Origin of the sequence: Streptomyces sp. JH14, assembly GCF_029428675.1 — a bacterium.
Classification (GTDB): Bacteria; Actinomycetota; Actinomycetes; order Streptomycetales; family Streptomycetaceae; genus Streptomyces.
The window spans coordinates 142656-160252 of record NZ_JAJNEL010000002.1 but is presented as its reverse complement, the minus strand read 5'-3'; the positions used below and the strand labels follow the sequence as shown (position 1 = coordinate 160252).

The 17597-nt window shown below is 69.8% G+C and carries 12 protein-coding genes and 2 pseudogenes; 7 read left to right on the top strand and 7 right to left on the bottom strand.

All coding sequences use genetic code 11. The features are described 5' to 3' along the window. Positions 1 to 31 precede the first annotated feature (31 nt). A pseudogene (locus tag LRD69_RS30320) lies at positions 32 to 1244 on the bottom strand (helix-turn-helix domain-containing protein). Positions 1245 to 2337: 1093 nt separating this feature from the next. On the opposite strand from LRD69_RS30320, the gene LRD69_RS30315 reads away from it, so the two are divergent. Both LRD69_RS30315 and LRD69_RS30310 read left to right on the top strand, forming a co-directional pair. Then, positions 2338 to 3189, top strand: a complete 852-nt coding sequence (locus LRD69_RS30315) for a PP2C family protein-serine/threonine phosphatase (protein ID WP_277330046.1) — start codon at positions 2338 to 2340, stop codon at positions 3187 to 3189. Between the two features lie 59 nt (positions 3190 to 3248). Then, the gene (locus LRD69_RS30310; RefSeq protein ID WP_277330045.1) at positions 3249 to 4283 is read left to right on the top strand and encodes an MASE1 domain-containing protein; all 1035 of its coding nucleotides are present in this window, start codon (positions 3249 to 3251) and stop codon (positions 4281 to 4283) included. Between the two features lie 114 nt (positions 4284 to 4397). Here the strand turns inward: LRD69_RS30310 and LRD69_RS30305 are convergent, their stop codons facing one another. Both LRD69_RS30305 and LRD69_RS30300 read right to left on the bottom strand, forming a co-directional pair. Then, the gene (locus LRD69_RS30305; protein WP_277330044.1) at positions 4398 to 4709 is read right to left on the bottom strand and encodes a hypothetical protein; all 312 of its coding nucleotides are present in this window, start codon (positions 4707 to 4709) and stop codon (positions 4398 to 4400) included. Positions 4710 to 4806: 97 nt separating this feature from the next. Beyond that, complete coding sequence (locus tag LRD69_RS30300) at positions 4807 to 5868, bottom strand: ATP-dependent DNA ligase (RefSeq protein WP_277330043.1); 1062 nt, start codon at positions 5866 to 5868, stop codon at positions 4807 to 4809. 96 nt (positions 5869 to 5964) lie between these two features. On the opposite strand from LRD69_RS30300, the gene ligD reads away from it, so the two are divergent. After that, positions 5965 to 6975 (top strand): non-homologous end-joining DNA ligase, encoded by a 1011-nt coding sequence (ligD, locus tag LRD69_RS30295; protein WP_277330171.1) that lies wholly within the window; start codon positions 5965 to 5967, stop codon positions 6973 to 6975. After that, positions 6972 to 8051 carry an ABC transporter permease gene (locus LRD69_RS30290; RefSeq protein WP_277330042.1) on the top strand — a complete coding sequence of 360 codons (1080 nt, stop codon included), beginning with the start codon at positions 6972 to 6974 and terminating at the stop codon, positions 8049 to 8051. The genes ligD and LRD69_RS30290 overlap by 4 nt, the downstream gene beginning before the upstream one ends. Positions 8052 to 8374: 323 nt before the next feature. Here LRD69_RS30290 and LRD69_RS30285 read toward each other — a convergent pair. Then, a pseudogene (locus tag LRD69_RS30285) lies at positions 8375 to 8791 on the bottom strand (ThuA domain-containing protein); the annotation flags it as partial. A 200-nt stretch (positions 8792 to 8991) separates the two neighbouring features. On the opposite strand from LRD69_RS30285, the gene LRD69_RS30280 reads away from it, so the two are divergent. Continuing rightward, positions 8992 to 9999, top strand: coding sequence for a multicopper oxidase domain-containing protein (locus LRD69_RS30280; RefSeq protein WP_277330041.1), 1008 nt, complete (start codon positions 8992 to 8994; stop codon positions 9997 to 9999). A 3-nt stretch (positions 10000 to 10002) separates the two neighbouring features. Here LRD69_RS30280 and LRD69_RS30275 read toward each other — a convergent pair whose 3' ends face one another. Next, positions 10003 to 12195, bottom strand: a complete 2193-nt coding sequence (locus tag LRD69_RS30275; RefSeq protein ID WP_277330040.1) for a DEAD/DEAH box helicase — start codon at positions 12193 to 12195, stop codon at positions 10003 to 10005. Positions 12196 to 12506: 311 nt separating this feature from the next. Here LRD69_RS30275 and LRD69_RS30270 point away from each other — a divergent pair, with 311 nt between their 5' ends. Together LRD69_RS30270 and LRD69_RS30265 are read left to right on the top strand one after the other, a co-directional pair. Then, the gene (locus LRD69_RS30270; protein ID WP_277330039.1) at positions 12507 to 12761 is read left to right on the top strand and encodes a WhiB family transcriptional regulator; all 255 of its coding nucleotides are present in this window, start codon (positions 12507 to 12509) and stop codon (positions 12759 to 12761) included. Between the two features lie 68 nt (positions 12762 to 12829). Continuing rightward, positions 12830 to 14440, top strand: coding sequence for a GMC family oxidoreductase N-terminal domain-containing protein (locus LRD69_RS30265; protein ID WP_277330038.1), 1611 nt, complete (start codon positions 12830 to 12832; stop codon positions 14438 to 14440). Positions 14441 to 14503: 63 nt separating this feature from the next. Here LRD69_RS30265 and LRD69_RS30260 read toward each other — a convergent pair whose 3' ends face one another. After that, entirely contained in the window at positions 14504 to 15478 is a 975-nt protein-coding gene (locus LRD69_RS30260; RefSeq protein ID WP_277330037.1) for an acyl-ACP desaturase, read from the bottom strand. A gap of 240 nt (positions 15479 to 15718) precedes the next feature. After that, positions 15719 to 17350 (bottom strand): ATP-binding cassette domain-containing protein, encoded by a 1632-nt coding sequence (locus LRD69_RS30255; RefSeq protein ID WP_277330036.1) that lies wholly within the window; start codon positions 17348 to 17350, stop codon positions 15719 to 15721. Positions 17351 to 17597: the final 247 nt, after the last annotated feature.

The following is a 17597-nucleotide window of genomic DNA, read 5'->3' as shown; positions in this document are numbered from 1 at the left end:
TCGTGTCGGGATCCGCTCTGCACCGCGTCGCTCAGAGCGGATCTTCGCCGCCTCGGACGCGTAACTGCATCGCGCGGAGTACGGCCTCGGTCGAGAACCGGGACTCGGGATCGACGAGCTGGTCGCCGAAGATGGTCTCCAGATTGCGCATACGGTAGCGGACGGTCTGTGGGTGTACGGCGAGCAGCGCGCCCATCTGGGCGGCGGTTCCCCGGGTGTCGAGCCAGATCCGCAGCGTCTCGATGAGCCGTTCGCGCCGGCCGGCACCGATTTTAGCGATCGGGGCGAGCTCGCGCCGGGCGAGCTGGTCGAGGAGGACCGGGTCGGAGAGAAGCCACAGGGTGATGAGGTGGTCCTCGCAGAGGACGATCGGAGCGTCGTCGATGATGCCGGAGGCGATGAGCTCGAGTACATGGCGGGCCCAGCGGATCGAGTCGGACGCGAGGGCGGTCGGAACGGTCAGGCCGATGGCGGCGTGGGTACCCGGGAGCGCGTGGTCGAGCATGCGTCTTCGCACGTCGGTGAGCGGTCCCGAACAGTAAGTGTGGCTGCGGGTCGGTGAAGTCGGCCAGGATGTCGCGGTCCGCGGTGAGCCGTTCGAGGCCCGCAGGTCCGCGCACCGCGGCCAGCGTCACCTGTTCGGGCAGTACCCAACCGGTCTGTTCGCACAGTTCGGCAATGGCGGTACGGGGCACCGGCGGGCCGGCGAGCAGCAGATGCAGCAGGCGCCGCCGCAGAGTGTCCGTGTGGTCGACGGAGGCGGCCCTGACCTCCAGGTAACCCTCACGGGACAGGGCTTCGAGCTCGTCGACGTAGGTGAACAGCGCGTCGGCGAAGCTGAGCACCATGGTGGGGGAGAGGTTGTAACGCCGGCCGACCTTCTTGGCCCGACGCAGCGAGATCCTGGCGCCGAGCCGGTACGCGCCCTGCAACTGGTCCAGGCTCCGGCCCTCGTACGCCTCGAACCGGCCGAACCTCCGGCACATTTCGTCGCGCAGCGGGGAAGGCGCCGCGGGTTCGGCGACCTGGTCGACGAAGACGGAAATGCTCTGCTCCACGCCGATGCGAATCCCCTGTCCGTACGGCCCTTCGAGCAGTCGCGCGTACTCCGGGTAGGCGCGTGTCACCTCCAGCCCGATCTCCTTGATCAGACTGGGAAGTTCGGGCCGCACGAGCGCGGCGAACTCCTGCGGCAGTGGTCCCAGTGGTTCTCCGATGTCGGAGGGTCGTGCAACGCCTGGCATACCTGTGCCCCCTTGCTCTCCGGCGCCCGATGGGAGATGGGCCATGGGAGAGCGCTCCCATGCGCCGTCAGGTGCGTACCAGCGTGGGCTGTTGAAGATAGTCCAAGGCGGGGCCCCTGCACACAGGCGTGACAGGACGAAATGCATGGGGCATGTATCGCCGGGCCGAGGCCGGGCCGCTGCCGCGCCGGGTTCCGGCGGACGGGAGCGGGCGCGTCGGCAGGAGCATCATGCGATGGCAAGAATTTCCGGATTGTCGGGGAAAACCTGGGCTGCCGTCACCCGCAAGGGAAAGTGTCGCAGTCGGTATTCCGGTGGTAATTCGACTGCGTGGGCGCGGTGAAGTCGAGGGGCGCTGCTGCGGGCGGCTGCGCTGCCCGTGCTCCGGGACCGGCGCCGCCTTCCGGCAGGGGCTGTGACGTGGGGAGTTGCCGAGACTTCGGTCGCCGATCGGTCGATCCGGCTGGGGGGCCGCATGACGCCCCGGGCCGGAACTGCTCACTTCTGGATAAGAATCCACGGAACGATACTCGCCCCGGAACAATTTATCGGTCGGTGAGCGCGCTTTCGCGAATTCTTCGCCCGAGTATCGCGAAGCAGAGTTACTCGCCCGTAGCGTCATCGCCGAACGCAAGCGGTCGCGCAGTCGTCAGGTCGGACTGCCACTTCTCTGTCCTGTGACCCCGTCCGGGAGATCCGCCTGAACCGGCCGGAGGCGAGTCCCCGAACCCGGGTCACACATCCTGAGGCGTCGCCCTGGAAGATCAACGCCATCGGGCAGAACGCCAACCCCAGCTGGGTCGACGGCAGCGTGAGCCTCTGATGCCGACGGCACTCTCGAGACGGGTTCAGGACTTCAAGAGGCAGAAACCGGTTTCATCGACGATCTCAAATCCAATGCCTGTGATGTGGTCGGTGCGGAAATTCAAGGGATGTCATCGGAACGGCACCGTCCGCCGACTCCGAAGCAGAACAGAAGGCTGGATTCATGGCTCGCGTCCGAGGGCGCCTGCACCGTCAGCCGATGGTCCGTCTTCCCGGTGCGCAGAACTATGGTGGTACACGGGACACGTAAGAGCGCCCCGGAGGGGCCATGCGCGGACACCGCACCACCCACGCCGACAACACCCACGCCGACAACACCCAGGAAGCCCTGCTCACCCTCGGGCGTCTTGTCGACCAGGCGCTGGAGCGGATCAGGATCCAGCGTGCCCGAGTGGAACTGGCCATGGCCCTGCAGCGTCATCTGCTCCCGCCCCGGCTTCCCCAGCTGCCCGGACTGGCCATCGCCGCCCGCTACGCTCCCTCGCGCGACGGCCTCGACGTGGGGGGCGACTGGTACGACGCCTTTCCGATGGCGAACGAGTCGGTCGGGATCGCCATCGGTGACGTACAGGGCCATGACGTGGAGGCGATCGCGTTCATGGGGCAGGCCCGCACCAGCCTGCGGGCCGTCGCCAGTTCCACGACCGACCCGGGCGAGGTGCTGAGCCGCGCCAATGATCTGCTCATCTCCATGAGCTGCGGCCTCTTCGCCACGTGCTGCTTCATGAACTTCGACCCGGCGACCGGCGCGCTCGCCGTCTCCCGGGCAGGGCACGTTCCGATGGTCTGGGCCAACTCCACCGGCCGCTCCGGCATCGTGCTCGCACAAGGTGGCCCACCCCTCGGCATCCTGGCCGGGGAGACCTATCCGGTGACCCGGCGATGGCTGACGCAGTCGGGATCGCTGGTCCTGGTCACCGACGGGGTGGTGGAGGGGCCGTCCTGCCCCATCGAGGAGGGGCTGAAAGCGGTGGCCCGGCTGGTGCGCAAGGGGTACGACAGGGATCCCGACCAGCTGGCCGGCGACGTGATCGAGGTGGCCGACCTGACGGGCCACTCGGATGACGCCGCCGTGCTCGTAGTCCGATATGCCGGTCTCCCCGGGCACTGCAAGGATTGAGTACGCCCGTTTCCTCTCCGGCGCGTCCTCGCTGGGAGGGCCCTTCCAGGTGGTGTCTGATGGCTGCCGTGGTGACCGATCGGAATCTCCGGCACAGCGCGGCCGTGACCCTACTGATCCTCGCCGTCGCCGCCGTCTACTACGGTGCTGCCCGGCTGGGCCTGCTCGAGCAACTGGTGCGCGGACAGGTCACACCGCTCTGGCCCCCGACCGGCATCGCACTGGCCGGCCTGCTCGTCTTCGGACTCCGGGTCTGGCCGGGTATCGCGCTCGGCGCCTTTCTCGCCAATGTCGCCATCGGTCCGACGGCTCTCACCGTCCTGGCCATCGCGGCGGGCAACACGCTTGCGCCGGTCTGCTCCTACTTGCTGCTGCGGCGTGCGGGGTTCCACAACGACCTGGACCGGCTGCGCGACGCGCTGGCACTGGTCTTCCTGGGCGCCCTGGGCGGGATGCTCGTCAGCTCCTCCGTCGGCAGCAGCGTGCTCGTGCTCTCCGGCGCCGTGCCCGCGGGCGACTTCTGGCCCACCTGGTCGGTGTGGTGGACGGGGGACGCCATGGGCGTACTGGTCGTCGCGCCGTTTCTGCTCGTCCTGCGCGAGGCGCGGTGGCCACGGGGTGTGGCACTCCGGCGGTGGGCCGAAGCGGCGGCCCTGCTGATCGGTACCCTTGCCGTCACGCTCCTGGCGACCGGCAGCCGCAGCGCCTCCTTGCTCTTCCTCGTCTTCCCGTTCCTGATCTGGGCCGCGTTCGGCTTCGAGCGCGCCGGTGCTGCGTCGTGCGCACTGGGGGTCTCCACACTGGCGATCCTGGCCGCCAACCGCGGGGAGGGCCCGTTCGCCCATGAGGACCTCTTGACCAACATGGTCACGCTTCAGGCCTTCAACGGGGCCACCGCGCTGACCGCGCTTCTGCTCGCGGCGGTCATCACCGAGCGGAACCGCACCCACGAGCAGATCAAGCGGCTCTGCGCGCGGCTCAACGACGTGGTGGCAGCCCTGCCGGACCGTGTGGTCAGCGACCAGTGGCAGACGTCCGACGACCCCGACGGCCCCGAGGACCCGTGCGGCTCGACCGACGACGGTCAGCCGTAGCCCCGGCCGCAGCGCAGGAGGTTCCCGTTCCGCGCTGGGTACGCACGCCCTGATGGGGTCACCTCCACCAGGAGCCTGGCCCCACCATGCCTTCCGTGACGCACCCGGCAGTGGCTACTGGGCCGCCGAGTGCCAGTACTGCGACAGCAGTCTGCCCGCGTCGGGGGCGGCGCTGCCAGGGTCGTTGATCGTCGTCACGTAAGTCTGGGCGTCGTTCAGCACCACATTGGAGCTCTCGCTGACCGGCTCCGCCTCGCCGGACCCGAGCACCTCCACCGACCCGGGCAGCCCCGACCCGACCGAGAGCGGTTCGGCGGATCCGGACCCGACCGAGAGCGGTTCGGCCGATCCCGACCCCGGGACGACCCCCGATCCCGACCCCAGCACCTCGGAACCCGACCCCGGTACGGACCCCGGCTGCCCCACGGACACCCCGTCGCCCGACCCGGCAGGTGCCACGGACTCGCCGTCGCCGGACCCCAGCCCGGGAGACGACCCCTGTGCCACACCGACGGAGCCGGCGTCAGCGGGCTGACAGCACCTCGGCCAGGTCGTACCGCACCACCTCTTCCAGCTGCGCGTACGTGCAGCCGCCGGGGGCGCGGTCCGGCCGCCACCGGCGGAACTGGGCGGTGTGCCGGAACCGGTCGCCCTCCATATGGTCGTACGCCACCTCGCACACCCGCTCCGGACGCAGCGCCACCCAGGACTGGTCCTTCTTCCCGGACCAGCGGCTCTGCGCACCGGGCAGCCGGGCGCTCTCGTGCGCGGTGGTGTCGGCCCAGGCCGCCCACGGGTGGTCGGCGAAATCGGTCCGCACCGGCTCCAGCTCCGCCACCAGCTCCTCGCGGCGCTTCATCGGGAAGGCGGCGCACACCCCGACGTGCTGCAGGGCGCCCCCGGAGTCGTACAGGCCGAGCAGTAGCGAGCCGACGATCGGGCCGCTCTTGTGGTAGCGGTAGCCCGCCACCACACAGTCGGCGGTCCGCTCGTGCTTGATTTTGTACATGACGCGGGCGTCGGGGCGGTACGGCAGATCGAGCGGTTTGGCGACGACACCGTCGAGCCCGGCCCCTTCGTACCGCTCGAACCACTGCTGGGCGACGGCCGGGTCCGTGGTCGCGGGGGCGAGATGGACGGGGGCCGAGGCACCGGACAACGCCGCTTCCAGCACCGCGCGCCGGTCCGCCTGCCGGGTACTCAGCAGGGAGTCGTCGCCCACCGCGAGGATGTCGAAGGCGACCAGGCTGGCCGGGGTCTGTTCGGCCAGCAGCCGCACCCGTGAATCGGCCGGGTGGATGCGCTCGCTGAGCCGGTCGAAGTCCAGCCGTCCCTCGTGCACGACGACGATCTCCCCGTCGATCACACAGCGCGGCGGCAGATTCTCCCGAACTGCCGTGATCAGCTCGGGGAAGTAGCGGGTGAGCGGCTTGCCGGTGCGGCTGCCGATCACCACCTCGTCGCCGTCGCGGTGCACGATCGCCCGGAAGCCGTCCCATTTGGCCTCGTACTGCATTCCGGGCGGGATCTTGGACACGGACTTGGCGAGCATCGGCTTCACGGGCGGCATCACCGGCAGATCCATGCAGCGATTCTTACCCGGATATCTCCATGAGGCTTCCGATATGCGGCATATGTGAGCCCGGCCTAGCGTGGCCCCATGGGCGCAGCGGGAACAGCGGTGGAACTGGATGCGGGCGGGCGGGCGGTACGGCTGTCCAGCCCTGACAAGGTGTACTTCCCGGAGAAGGGCTACACGAAGAGGGACGTCGCCGAGTACTTCCTCTCCGTGGGCGGCGGGATCACCCGCGCCCTGCGCGACAGGCCGACCACCCTCCAGCGCTTCGTGGACGGCCTCGACGGCGACTTCTTCTACCAGAAGCGCGCCCCGAAGAACCTTCCCGACTGGATCCCCACCGCCCGGATCACGTTCCCCAGCGGCCGGCCCGCCGACGAGGTCTGCCCCACCGAACTCGCCGCCGTCCTGTGGGCGGCCAACCTCGGCACGCTCACCTTCCACCCCTGGCCGGTACGGAGCGCCGACACCGACCACCCCGACGAGCTGCGCATCGACCTCGATCCGCAGCCCGGCACGGACTACGCGGACGCGGTCACCGCCGCCCACGAGCTGCGGGCCGTCCTCGACGAACACGGGCTGCGCGGCTGGCCCAAAACGTCCGGCGGCCGCGGCATCCATGTCTTCGTACCGATCGAACCCCGCTGGACGTTCACCGAGGTCCGCCGAGCCGCCATCGCCGCCGGACGCGAACTGGAACGCCGGATGCCGGACCGGGTGACCACCGCCTGGTGGAAGGAGGAGCGCGGCGAACGCATCTTCGTCGACTTCAACCAGACGGCCCGCGACCGGACGATCGCCTCCGCCTACTCCGTACGGCCCAGCCCGCATGCCCCGGTCTCCGCACCCCTGCGCTGGGACGAGATCGACGACGCCGAACCGCGCGACTTCGACATCAGGACCATGCCGAAACGCTACGCGGACGTGGGTGATGTGCACGCGGACATGGACGACCACGCGTTCCGGCTCGACGGTCTGCTGGAACTGGCGGACCGCGACGAGCAGGAGCGCGGGCTCGGCGACATGCCCTACCCGCCGGAGTACCCGAAGATGCCCGGCGAACCGAAGCGGGTCCAGCCGAGCCGCGCCCGGCACGACGAGGACGGGGAGGAATGAGCGCGCCCGACCTGGAGCCCGTCACCCCGCACGGGGAACGTGGCCGGCCCCCGGCCCGCGGTGACCGGTGGGCGGAGTTCAAGGCGTCCCCGTATCTTCCGGCTGTCGTACTCCTGTTCATCATCGCGGCCGCCGCCGGGCTCTTCGCCGGCTCCTACACGTACGCGATGGCCAACCCGACCCCGCGCAACATTCCGGCCGCCGCGGTCGGCGACCTCGACACCGCGCGGGCCAAGCTCTTCCTCGGCCGCCTGGAGGACGTGCTGGATACCTCGCTGGTGCTCCATGAGTACGCCACCGAAGCAGAAGCACGCACCGCACTGGAGGAGCAGAAGGTCTTCGCCATCCTGCGGTCCGAGAACGGCGGGGTCGGCCTGGACATCGCGAGTGCGTCCGGGGCCTCCGTCGCCCAGCTGCTCGCCGAGTCCAGCCTGAAAGTGGGGGAAGCGGCCCATGTGCAGGTCAAGGTCACGGACGTGAAGCCGCTGCAGCGGGGCGACCCGCGCGGCCTCGCCCTCTTCTACATCTCGCTCGCCGCGGTGATCATCGGATTCCTCGGCGCCATCCAGCTGAGTGTGCACGCCAAGGCGCTGCCGCCCCTGGACCGGATGGGGTTCACCGCCGCCTACGCCCTGCTCGGCGGGTTCGCGATCACCGCCGTGGTGGACTGGCTGCTCAGCTCCGTCAAGCTGCCGTTCCTCCAGTCGTGGATGATCCTCTCCCTCACCATGTTCACCACCGGCATGGTCTTCACCATGTTCAACGCCCTGATGGGGCGCTGGGCGATGATTCCCACCTGGGGACTGATGGTGCTGCTGGGCAACCCGTCCTCGGGCGGTGCGGTGTCCTGGCCGCTCCTGCCGTCGGTTCTCGGCTTCATCGGCCGCTGGCTCCCCCCGGGCGCCTCGGTCAACGCCCAGCACGCCGCCGTCTACTACCACGGTCACCAGCGGGTCTTCCCGTACCTGGTGCTCGCCGGATGGTCGCTGGTCTCCTGCACCGTGTTCCTGGTGTGGTGCCACCGGCACCCGCAGGACCGCGATCACATGCCTCAGCATGCGGCCGCGGCCACCTGACTCCGCCTGAGCGGCTACAGCTCCTTGACCCGGATGCCGCGGTACGAGATCACGTCCGAGGTGCTGTGGACCTGGAGTCCGATGTAGCCGGACGAGTAACGCCGGCCGTCGGTGCCCGGGTCGTCGCCCCGCGGCGGTTCGAAGACCTGTCCGCCGTTGTTGTCGAACTCGTTCAGCAGGACACCGTTGCGGTAGATCGAGTAGTGCTGGTCCACCACCCCGTACCTCGCGTACGCGGACACAGTCATCATCCCGGTCGGGGCGGACGGCATCCACAACCTGATGGACTGGAAGTTCGCCCCGGACGGTTCTTCAGGGGCTTGGGTCGGCATGCCGCCCTTGCCGATCGTCTTCGGGTCGGTGAGCACGGCGTGCCGCGGCTGCGTGTCGTCGTAGAAGTCACCGACGAACCACTTGCCGTCCCAGTACGAGGGCCACTTGTCGGCGCTGGTGCTTGCCGCGTCGTACCGGTACACCGGCCCGTTCATCGTGGCCTGGCCGCCGCCCTTGAGCCGCGGCAGCAGCTGCTTCTGCTCCTCCACCTTGTAGCTCGGGATTCCGTCGGCGTCACGCGGGTGGTCCACGCCACCGCCCTGCGGCGAGTACCAGATGGTGTTGGACGTGATCGGCGGCAGATTCACCAGGCCGTCGTTGTTCGGGGACTCGTTCCTGGGACGGTCGCAGTCGTACCAGCCGAGCGGCTTGCTCGGGTCCGGCAGATTGCGGTGCCGGTACGGCTGCTTGATCACTGCAACAGCCGATGAAGCTAGACCTCTTTTCGCGACTCGCCAACGGCTATGGCGCCAATGGCGCGAACTTCGTCCTTAGTGTGGATAAACGAAAGTCCCCGGGCTACGGCGTGGCCCGTGCCGGGGGTCACCTGGGTCCCGACGGTCTCAGAGAGACTCCACAACACCCGTCTGACAGTGGGGAGTTCGACATGGATCGCAGGAGCTTCAACCGCCGGTTCCTGGTGGGAGGCGGGGTTGCGGCGGCGACCGGCGTGACATCGTTGTCGCTCGGAACGGTCGAAGCCAGCTCGGCGGAACCCTGGCCGAGTACCGCACCGGCGGGCGGGGTGGTGCGCCATCTGAAGCTGTATGCGGAGAAGTTGGCCGATGGCCGAATGGGGTACGGCTTCGAGAAGGGCAAGGCGACGGTCCCGGGACCGCTCATCGAACTCAACGAGGGCGACACCCTGCACATCGAGTTCGAGAACACCATGGACATGGCCGCAAGCCTCCATGCGCACGGCGTCGACTACGACATCGCGAGCGACGGCACGCGGATGAACAACAGCATCGTCGAACCGGGCGGCACCCGTACGTACACCTGGCGCACCCACGCGCCGGGCCGCAGGGCGGACGGCACCTGGCAGCCGGGCAGTGCGGGCTACTGGCACTACCACGACCATGTCGTCGGGACGGACCACGGCTCGGGCGGCATCCGCAAGGGGCTGTACGGTCCGGTGATCGTCCGGCGCAAGGGTGACATCCTGCCGGACAAGACGATCGCGATCGTCTTCAACGACATGACGATCAACAACGCACCGGCCGGTCAGAGCCCCAACTTCGAGGCCACGGTGGGCGACCGGCTCGAAGTCATCATGATCACGCACGGCGAGTACTACCACACGTTCCATGTCCACGGTCACCGCTGGGCCGACAACCGCACCGGCCTGCTCACCGGCCCCGACGATCCCAGCCGGGTCATCGACACGAAGATCGTCGGCCCGGCGGACTCGTTCGGCTTCCAGGTCATCGCGGGCGAACACGTGGGCGCGGGCGCCTGGATGTACCACTGCCACGTGCAGAGTCACTCCGACATGGGCATGGCCGGGTTGCTGCTGGTCGCCAAGCCGGACGGCACGGTCCCGGGCTACGATCCGCACGACGGGCATGACATGCACGACATGAAGGCGGACCCGCCGAAGGCCGCGACATCCTGAGGGTCAGCCTTCCGTCGCGCGCGTCGTGAGGCGCAGCTGTTCCTCCTCGACGATCTGCCGGGCCAGGCTCCCCTCCGACACGTCCACGGCGTCCGGCGTCGTCTCGGCGACGTCGCTGCGCCGTGCGTACGCGTCGAACAGCCGCTCCTTGCGGGCCAGGATGTCCAGCATCCGCTGGTCGACGCTGTCCGCCGCGAGCAGCCGGTGCACCTGGACCGTACGTATCTGTCCCATCCGATGGGCACGGGCCACGGCCTGGTGCTCCATCGTCGGCTTGATCTGCGGCTCGCAGAGGATGACGACGGACGCGGCCTGCATGTTCAGGCCGACGCCCCCGGCCTGGATCTGGCTCAGCAGCACCGCATGGCCGTCGACCGCACTGAACTCGTCGATCAGTTCCTGCCGCCGGACGGCCGGAACGCTCCCGGAGACCGGACCGAACACGCCTTCGCCCAGGGCCTCCCGGACCGTTGCGAGCACCTCGCGGAAGTACGAGAAGACCACGACCTTGAGCCCGCTGCCGGCCGCCTCCGTGACCAGTTCGCGCAGCCGGTTCAGCTTCGCCGACGTCTCCGGGCGGGCGTACGCGGCCCGGCGCATCCGCATGAACTGCCCGGCGGTCACCGCCTCGCGGTAGACGTCGAGGTCGGCCGCGCTGAACTCCTCCCACTCGTCGACCTGCACCAGCGCCGGGAGTTCGGTCAGCACGTCCTCCTGGTTGCGGCGCAGATAGGCCGGCGCGACGGCCCTGCGGAACGCGTGCGATCCGGCGACACCGTGGGTGGTGGTGATCGACGGGGCCAGTTCGGGCTGGAGGTGGCGGACGAGGCTGCGGAACTCCTCGACCCGGTTCTCCATCGGCGTACCCGTCAGGAAGAGCACCCGGTCCGTGCGCCCCGCCCAGCCGGACACCGCGCGCGAACGGCGCGTGGCCGGGTTCTTGACGTAGTGGGCCTCGTCGACGACCAGCATGCCGGGCCGCTTCCCGCCGTCCCGGGCGGCCGGCAGGGTGTGCAGCGCGTCGAACGTGGTGAGGGCGACCCCGCCGCGCTCGTGCCACTCGGCGAACGCCTCCTGCCGCTCGGGGCCGTGCACCGGCAGGACCCGCAGCGTGGAACGGGACCGGACCTCCCGCGTCCAGTTGATCAGTACGCTGGCCGGACACACCACCAGGAAGTGCGTCTCGCCCCGTGCCGCGAGGTGGGCGAGCGCGGCAATGGCCTGCACGGTCTTGCCGAGCCCCATCTCGTCGCCGAGGATCACCCGCTTCTGCGCGAGTGCGAAACGGGCGCCGAACGACTGGTAGCCGCGCAGGGAGACCCGCAGGTGCGCGTCGTCGAGCCGCAGGCCCCGCACCCGGTCCGCGATCCTGGCCGGGAGGAACCCCTCGGCGGCGTCCCGGTCGGGGCGGGTGCCCGACATCTCGGCGAGCAGGCTGTAGTACTCGGCGGAGCGCAGCTCGAAGTCGACCCAGGCCGCGAGGTCCGACTCCGGAGCCCGCAGCAGATCGACCGATACCTGCCCGAACAGCAGCGGAAGTCCGCGCTCCGTCGCCTCCGCGACGACGGCACGCACGGAGGCGACGGCGGCGAGCGCCGTAGCGCGGGCCTGCCGTCCGGTGAACACCATGCGCAGCCGCCCGCGCGCCGGTGCGGCCTCCGCCAGCAGGGGCTCCAGCCCGCCGACGAGCCGCCGCGCCGCGTCCACCGCCCGCCGCACGTCCGGGCCTGCCTCGACCAGCCGGTGCAGGGCCGTGATCAGGTCGGTGGCGGACTCGTCCGGCGCCTCCACATCGATCCGGACGGCGACCGTGTCCCGCACCGCGTGGGCGATCTGGCCCGCGGCGGCGAGCGCCTGGTCGGCGGTCTGCGCACCGACACCGGGGATCTGACGGAGCTCGTACCGGTTGGCCTCGTGGACCTGGCCGACGGTGGTGTAACCGGCCTGCTCGACGGCGCCGATCCGCAACCGGCCCTCGGTGACGTCCTTGAGCCGGGAGACCGGGATGGCAGCCAGCTCGCGGCGGATCAGCGAGTCGAGGACCGGGGCGAGAGCGGCGTGTACGGCGTCGACGGCGCGGGTGTGATCGGCCAGCACCGCACGCGCCGAGCCGAGCAGTTGCCCGGCCTGCGCGAGCAGCTCCCGGGCGGCCTTCCCCTTCGGAGCCCCGGTACCCGTCTCCCCGGCCTCTTTCATGTACGTACGATCCTCTGTCCGCGCAGCCCTGCTGCCGCCTTGCCCGACAGCTGCCCGAGTGAGACATATCGTGCCATGGGCCGATGACAGCGACGGCCGCCCGGGGCGCGGGCGGACGGCGTCGGACCGGGTGCAGCAGGCCGCGGCGGACGTTCCCGCACGCGCTGGGAACGCTCCGGCAGCTGCGCCGGCGCGGCGTGCGGGCGCGGTCATGAGGGCCGTACGTGCCAGGACGGGGCTCCCGGCACGCACGAGCCCGCATTGATGCATCGTTGATCAGTCGTTTATCGCGACCGGGCACTGTGTGCGCCATGCTGATCAACACCGTGACCGACCCCGCACTCGCCTGGCAGGAGACTGCGCTCTGCGCGCAAGCGGGACCCGAGTTCTTCTTTCCTGCCCCCGGCAGCTCCACGCGCGAGGCGAAGCAGTTGTGCAACGCCTGCGAGGGCCGGGTGGCCTGCCTGGAGTACGCCCTCGACAACGACGAGCGGTTCGGCGTCTGGGGCGGACTGTCGGAGAAGGAGCGGGAGCGGCTGCGCCGAGTTGAGCGCAACCGGGGCTGAAGTCCCTCTGTGCGTGCCACAATTCGGCCCTGCGCGATCCTGAGTCCACAGCCCCAGGAGGAGCCGAGTTGAGCGAGTACGACTACATCGTCGTCGGGGCGGGATCGGCCGGCTGTGTGCTGGCCGCGCGGCTCTCCGAGGACCCCACCGTCCGGGTCGCGCTCGTCGAGTCGGGCGGGCGTGACCGAAAGCCGGAGATCCGGATCCCGGCAGCCTTCCCGAAGCTGTTCAAGACCGCGTACGACTGGGACTTCAGTACGGTGGAGCAACCGGCCCTCGGCGGCCGCGAGCTGTACTGGCCCCGAGGCCACACCCTCGGCGGATGCTCGTCGATCAACGCCATGATGTGGGTGCGCGGCCACCGCGACGACTACGACACGTGGGCCGGGTCCGCCGGGCCGGACTGGTCCCACGAGGCGCTCGTACCTTACTTCCGCCGTGCGGAGCGGTGGACGGGCCCGACGGGCCATGGCACGGTGTACGGCACCGAGGGGCCCCTCTACATCTCGCCGCCCCGCGCCCCCAGCGCGCTGACGGCGGCCTTCCTCGACGCCTGCTCACTCGACGGTCTGCCGTTCCTTCCCGAGCTGAACGCCCCCGACCACAGCGGCTGTGCCGCCACCCCGGTCAGCATCCGTCGGGGCCGCCGCTGGAGCGCCGCCGACGGCTACCTCGGGCCCGCACGCCGCCGGGCCAACCTCGACATCCTCACCGGCACGCGCATCCAAGGCCTGGCCTTCGACGACGACTCCACGCGCGTGACCGGAGTCGTCACCGGACGCGGCCCCGGTGCGGCCACGCTCAAGGCCCGCCGTGAGGTCGTACTGAGCGCCGGAGCCATCGGATCACCGCAGCTGCTCCTGCGCTCCGGCATCGGCGACCCCGATCAGCTGAACCGGGCCGGCATCGACGTACGGGTCGCGTCCCCGGACGTGGGCCGCCATCTCCAGGACCATCTCTCCTTCGCCGTGACCGTGCACTGCCCGCAGCCGGTGACCATGACCGGAGCCGACAGTCTCGCCAATGTCGGGCGCTTCCTGCTGGCGCGACGCGGACCGCTCACCTCGAACCTCGCCGAAGCCGTCGCGTTCATCCGGTCCACCCCGGAACTCGCCGCCCCCGACCTGGAGTTGATCTTCGCGCCGGCGCCTTTCATCGACCACGGCCTGACCCCGCCCACCGAACACGGCATCACCATCGGCGTGGTCCTGCTCCAACCCGAGAGCTCCGGCCGGATCACGCTGGACCCCGACACCTCCGGCAGCGGCTCGGGGCTCCGCATCGACCCCGGCTATCTGACCGCCGACGCGGACCTGCAGCGCATGATCGCCGGAGTCCGCCGTGCCGAGGCCCTGTTCGCCGCCGCGCCCCTGTCCGCGCACACCTCGGGTCCGATGGGCCCGTACCCCGGCCCGGTCGACGACGCCCGCCTCGCCGAGGCGATCCGTACCGGCGCCGAGACGCTCTACCATCCGGTCGGCACCTGCAGGATGGGCGAGGACGCGGAGTCCGTGACCGACCCCCGGCTGCGGGTGCGCGGCGTGGCAGGCCTGCGGGTGGTCGACGCCTCGGTGATGCCGCGCATCACCCGCGGCCACACCCATGCGCCCACCGTGGCCATCGCCGAGCGAGCGGCCGAAATGATCCGTGAGGACGCACGGGTGACGGCCCACGAGTGAACGGGAGACGGCCCACGAGTGAGCGGGCTCGTGGGCCGTCGGGAACCTGCGGGGAGGGGTGGGTCAGGCGTTCGCGCGGGCCGCCATCCGTGCCTTGCGCGCGGCCAGCTTCTCGTCGAACTTGGCCGCCTCGCTGTCGAGGCCGCCCATGTACAGCCCCAGCTCCTCCTGCGCCTTCAGGCCGTCCGGGCCCAGCCCGTCGATGTCCAGGACCTTGAGGTAGCGCAGCACGGGCTGGATCACGTCGTCGTGGTGGATCCGCATGTTGTAGATCTCGCCGATCGCCATCTGCGCGGCCGCGCGCTCGAAGCCGGGCATGCCGTGGCCGGGCATCCGGAAGTTGACCACGACATCGCGCACGGCCTGCATCGTCAGGTCCGGGGCGAGCTCGAAGGCCGCGCCGAGCAGATTGCGGTAGAAGACCATGTGCAGGTTCTCGTCGGTGGCGATGCGCGCCAGCATGCGGTCGCAGACCGGGTCGCCCGACTGGTGACCGGTGTTGCGGTGCGAGACGCGGGTCGCGAGCTCCTGGAAGGCGACGTACGCCACCGAGTGCAGCATCGAGTGGCGGTTGTCGGACTCGAAGCCCTCCGCCATGTGCGCCATCCGGAACTGCTCCAGCTTGTCCGGGTCGACCGCGCGCGAGGTGAGCAGGTAGTCGCGCATCACGATGCCGTGCCGGCCCTCCTCGGCGGTCCAGCGGTGCACCCAGGTGCCCCAGGCACCGTCACGGCCGAAGAGGGAGGCGATCTCGTGGTGGTAGCTCGGAAGGTTGTCCTCGGTCAGCAGGTTCACGACCAGCGCGATCCTGCCGATGTCGGTGACCTTCGACTGGTCGGCCTGCCAGGCCTCGCCGTCCTCGAAGATTCCCGGGAAGTTCCGGCCGTCGGAGAAGGGGACGTACTCGTGGGGCATCCAGTCCTTGGCGACCTTGAGATGGCGGTTGAGCTCCTTCTCCACCACCTCTTCCAGGGCGTACAGCAGCTGGGCGTCGGTCCACGCCTGTGAACTGCCGAGGTGGGGAGAAGTGATCGTCACGGGGGCTCCTGGGGACGGGAGATTTACCTACGGCCTCGTAGGTTACGAGAGCGTAGGTTAAAGCGCGAGTAAGGCCCCCGCCAACCCCGTCTGCCCGAAGTCCGATTACGTACCGTTATGTGTGCAGGCCGCAAGAGGCGTGCTGGTGTACGGAGAGGCATCTCGCGGAACCCGTCGAGCTTGGCGTACTCACCGATGTGGGGCAAGGGGGTGGGGCCCGGCCCCCACCCCCATTCCTGCTCAGCGCCCGGCGCGTACCTCCTCCACCGATGTGTCGCGCAGATCGCCGTCGAGCAGCAGCCAGCGCGTGATCCCGAGCGACTCGAGGAACGGCACATCGTGGCTCGCCACGATCAATGCCCCCTCGTACGAGGCCAGGGCCTCTGTCAGGCGGCGCACGCTCGCCATGTCCAGATTGTTGGTCGGCTCGTCCAGCATCAGCAGCCGGGGCGCCGGCTCGGCCAGCAGCAGTGCGGCCAGCGTCGCCCGGAAGCGCTCCCCGCCCGACAGGGTGCCCGCGGGCCGGTCCGCCCGCGCCCCTTTGAAGAGGAAGTGCGCCAGTTTCGCCCTGATGCGGTTGCCCGTGGCGTCCGGTGCGAACCGTGCCACGTTCTCCACCACGCTCAGTCCGTCGTCGAGCACATCCAGCCGCTGAGGAAGAAAACGCAGCGGCAGGTGGGCGGTCGCCTCACCGGACACGGGCGCCAGTTCACCCGCGACGGTCCGCAGCAGCGTCGTCTTGCCCGCACCATTGCGGCCCACCAGGGCGATCCGCTCGGGTCCGCGCAGTTCGAACTCGCCGCGCACCCGCGCCCCGTACGCCAGTTCCAGATCGCGCAGCACCAGCACACCCTGGCCCGGATGGACCTTGGTGTTCGGCAACTCGACCCGGATCTCGTCGTCCTCCCGCACCGCCTCGACGGCGTCGTCGAGACGTTCCTTCGCCTCCGCCAGCTTCCCGGCGTGCAGGATGCGGTGCTTGCCCGCAGACACCTGGGCGGCCCGCTTGCGTGTGCTCATGACCGCCTTCGGTTCGCGCTTGGTGTCCCACATCTTCTGCCCGTAGCGCCTTCGCCGGGCCAATTTCATCTGGGCCTCGGCCAGGTCACGCTTCTGCCGGTGCACGTCGGCCTCGGCGACCCGCACCATCCGCTCCGCTGCCTCCTGTTCGACGGAGAGCGCCTCCTCGTACGCTGTGAGGTTTCCGCCGTACCAGGTGACCGAGCCGTCCCGCAGGTCCGCGATCTGGTCGACGCGATCCAGGAGTTCGCGGTCGTGGCTGACGACGACCAGGACACCCGTCCACGCGTCGATCGCCTCGTAGAGCCGCCCGCGGGCGGACAGATCGAGATTGTTCGTCGGCTCGTCCAGCAGCAGCACCCCGGGACGGGCCAGCAGAAGTGCGGCGAGGCGCAGCAGCACGCACTCGCCGCCCGACATCTCACCGATCGTGCGGTCGAGGCCGATGTGAGCGAGGCCGAGCTGATCGAGAGTGGCGCGGGCGCGCTCCTCCACGTCCCAGTCGTCACCCACCGCCGCGAACCGCTCCTCGCGGACGTCACCCGCCTCGATGGCGTGCAGCGCGGCCCGGGCGGCGGCGATGCCGAGGGCCGCATCGACCGGCAGCGCCGTGTCCAGAACGAGGTTCTGCGGCAGGTAGCCGATCTCTCCCAGGGTCCGGACACGGCCCTCGGTGGGGGCGAGTTCACCGGCGATCAGCCGCAACAGCGTGGACTTTCCCGAGCCGTTGACACCGATGAGCCCGGTCCTGCCGGGTCCCACGGACAGGTGGAAGTCGTCGAAGACCTCACTGCCGTCCGGCCAGGCGAAAGCGAGCGATGAACAGGCGATGTGGGTCATGGATGTAGACATGAGGATCTCCCGGTTGCGACGGCGGATGGGCGGCAACGGGTGAGACACCGGTCAGGGCGTTCCACGGGCACGGCGCACGGCGCACGGCCAACGGGGAGCCCCGGTCGCGGAGGACGGCTCGAAGAGCTGAGGTCATACTCCGGCGCGCAGGCACGACGGACCTGACAGACCTGAACGGGCCTGCAGCGTCCGGACACGGCGAGCGACGCGGTGTCTCACGACCTCAGAAGAGCAACGTCCTTCTCCG

What these genes read in the sequence shown, in the direction of transcription:
- LRD69_RS30310 (WP_277330045.1), top strand. Translation starts at nt 3,249, where the DNA reads ATGGCTGCCGTGGTGACCGATCGGAATCTCCGGCACAGCGCGGCCGTG.
- LRD69_RS30290 (WP_277330042.1), top strand. Translation starts at nt 6,972, where the DNA reads ATGAGCGCGCCCGACCTGGAGCCCGTCACCCCGCACGGGGAACGTGGC.
- LRD69_RS30280 (WP_277330041.1), top strand. Translation starts at nt 8,992, where the DNA reads ATGGATCGCAGGAGCTTCAACCGCCGGTTCCTGGTGGGAGGCGGGGTT.
- LRD69_RS30270 (WP_277330039.1), top strand. Translation starts at nt 12,507, where the DNA reads ATGCTGATCAACACCGTGACCGACCCCGCACTCGCCTGGCAGGAGACT.
- LRD69_RS30255 (WP_277330036.1), bottom strand. Translation starts at nt 17,350, where the DNA reads ATGTCTACATCCATGACCCACATCGCCTGTTCATCGCTCGCTTTCGCC.
- LRD69_RS30275 (WP_277330040.1), bottom strand. Translation starts at nt 12,195, where the DNA reads ATGAAAGAGGCCGGGGAGACGGGTACCGGGGCTCCGAAGGGGAAGGCC.
- LRD69_RS30300 (WP_277330043.1), bottom strand. Translation starts at nt 5,868, where the DNA reads ATGGATCTGCCGGTGATGCCGCCCGTGAAGCCGATGCTCGCCAAGTCC.
- LRD69_RS30315 (WP_277330046.1), top strand. Translation starts at nt 2,338, where the DNA reads ATGCGCGGACACCGCACCACCCACGCCGACAACACCCACGCCGACAAC.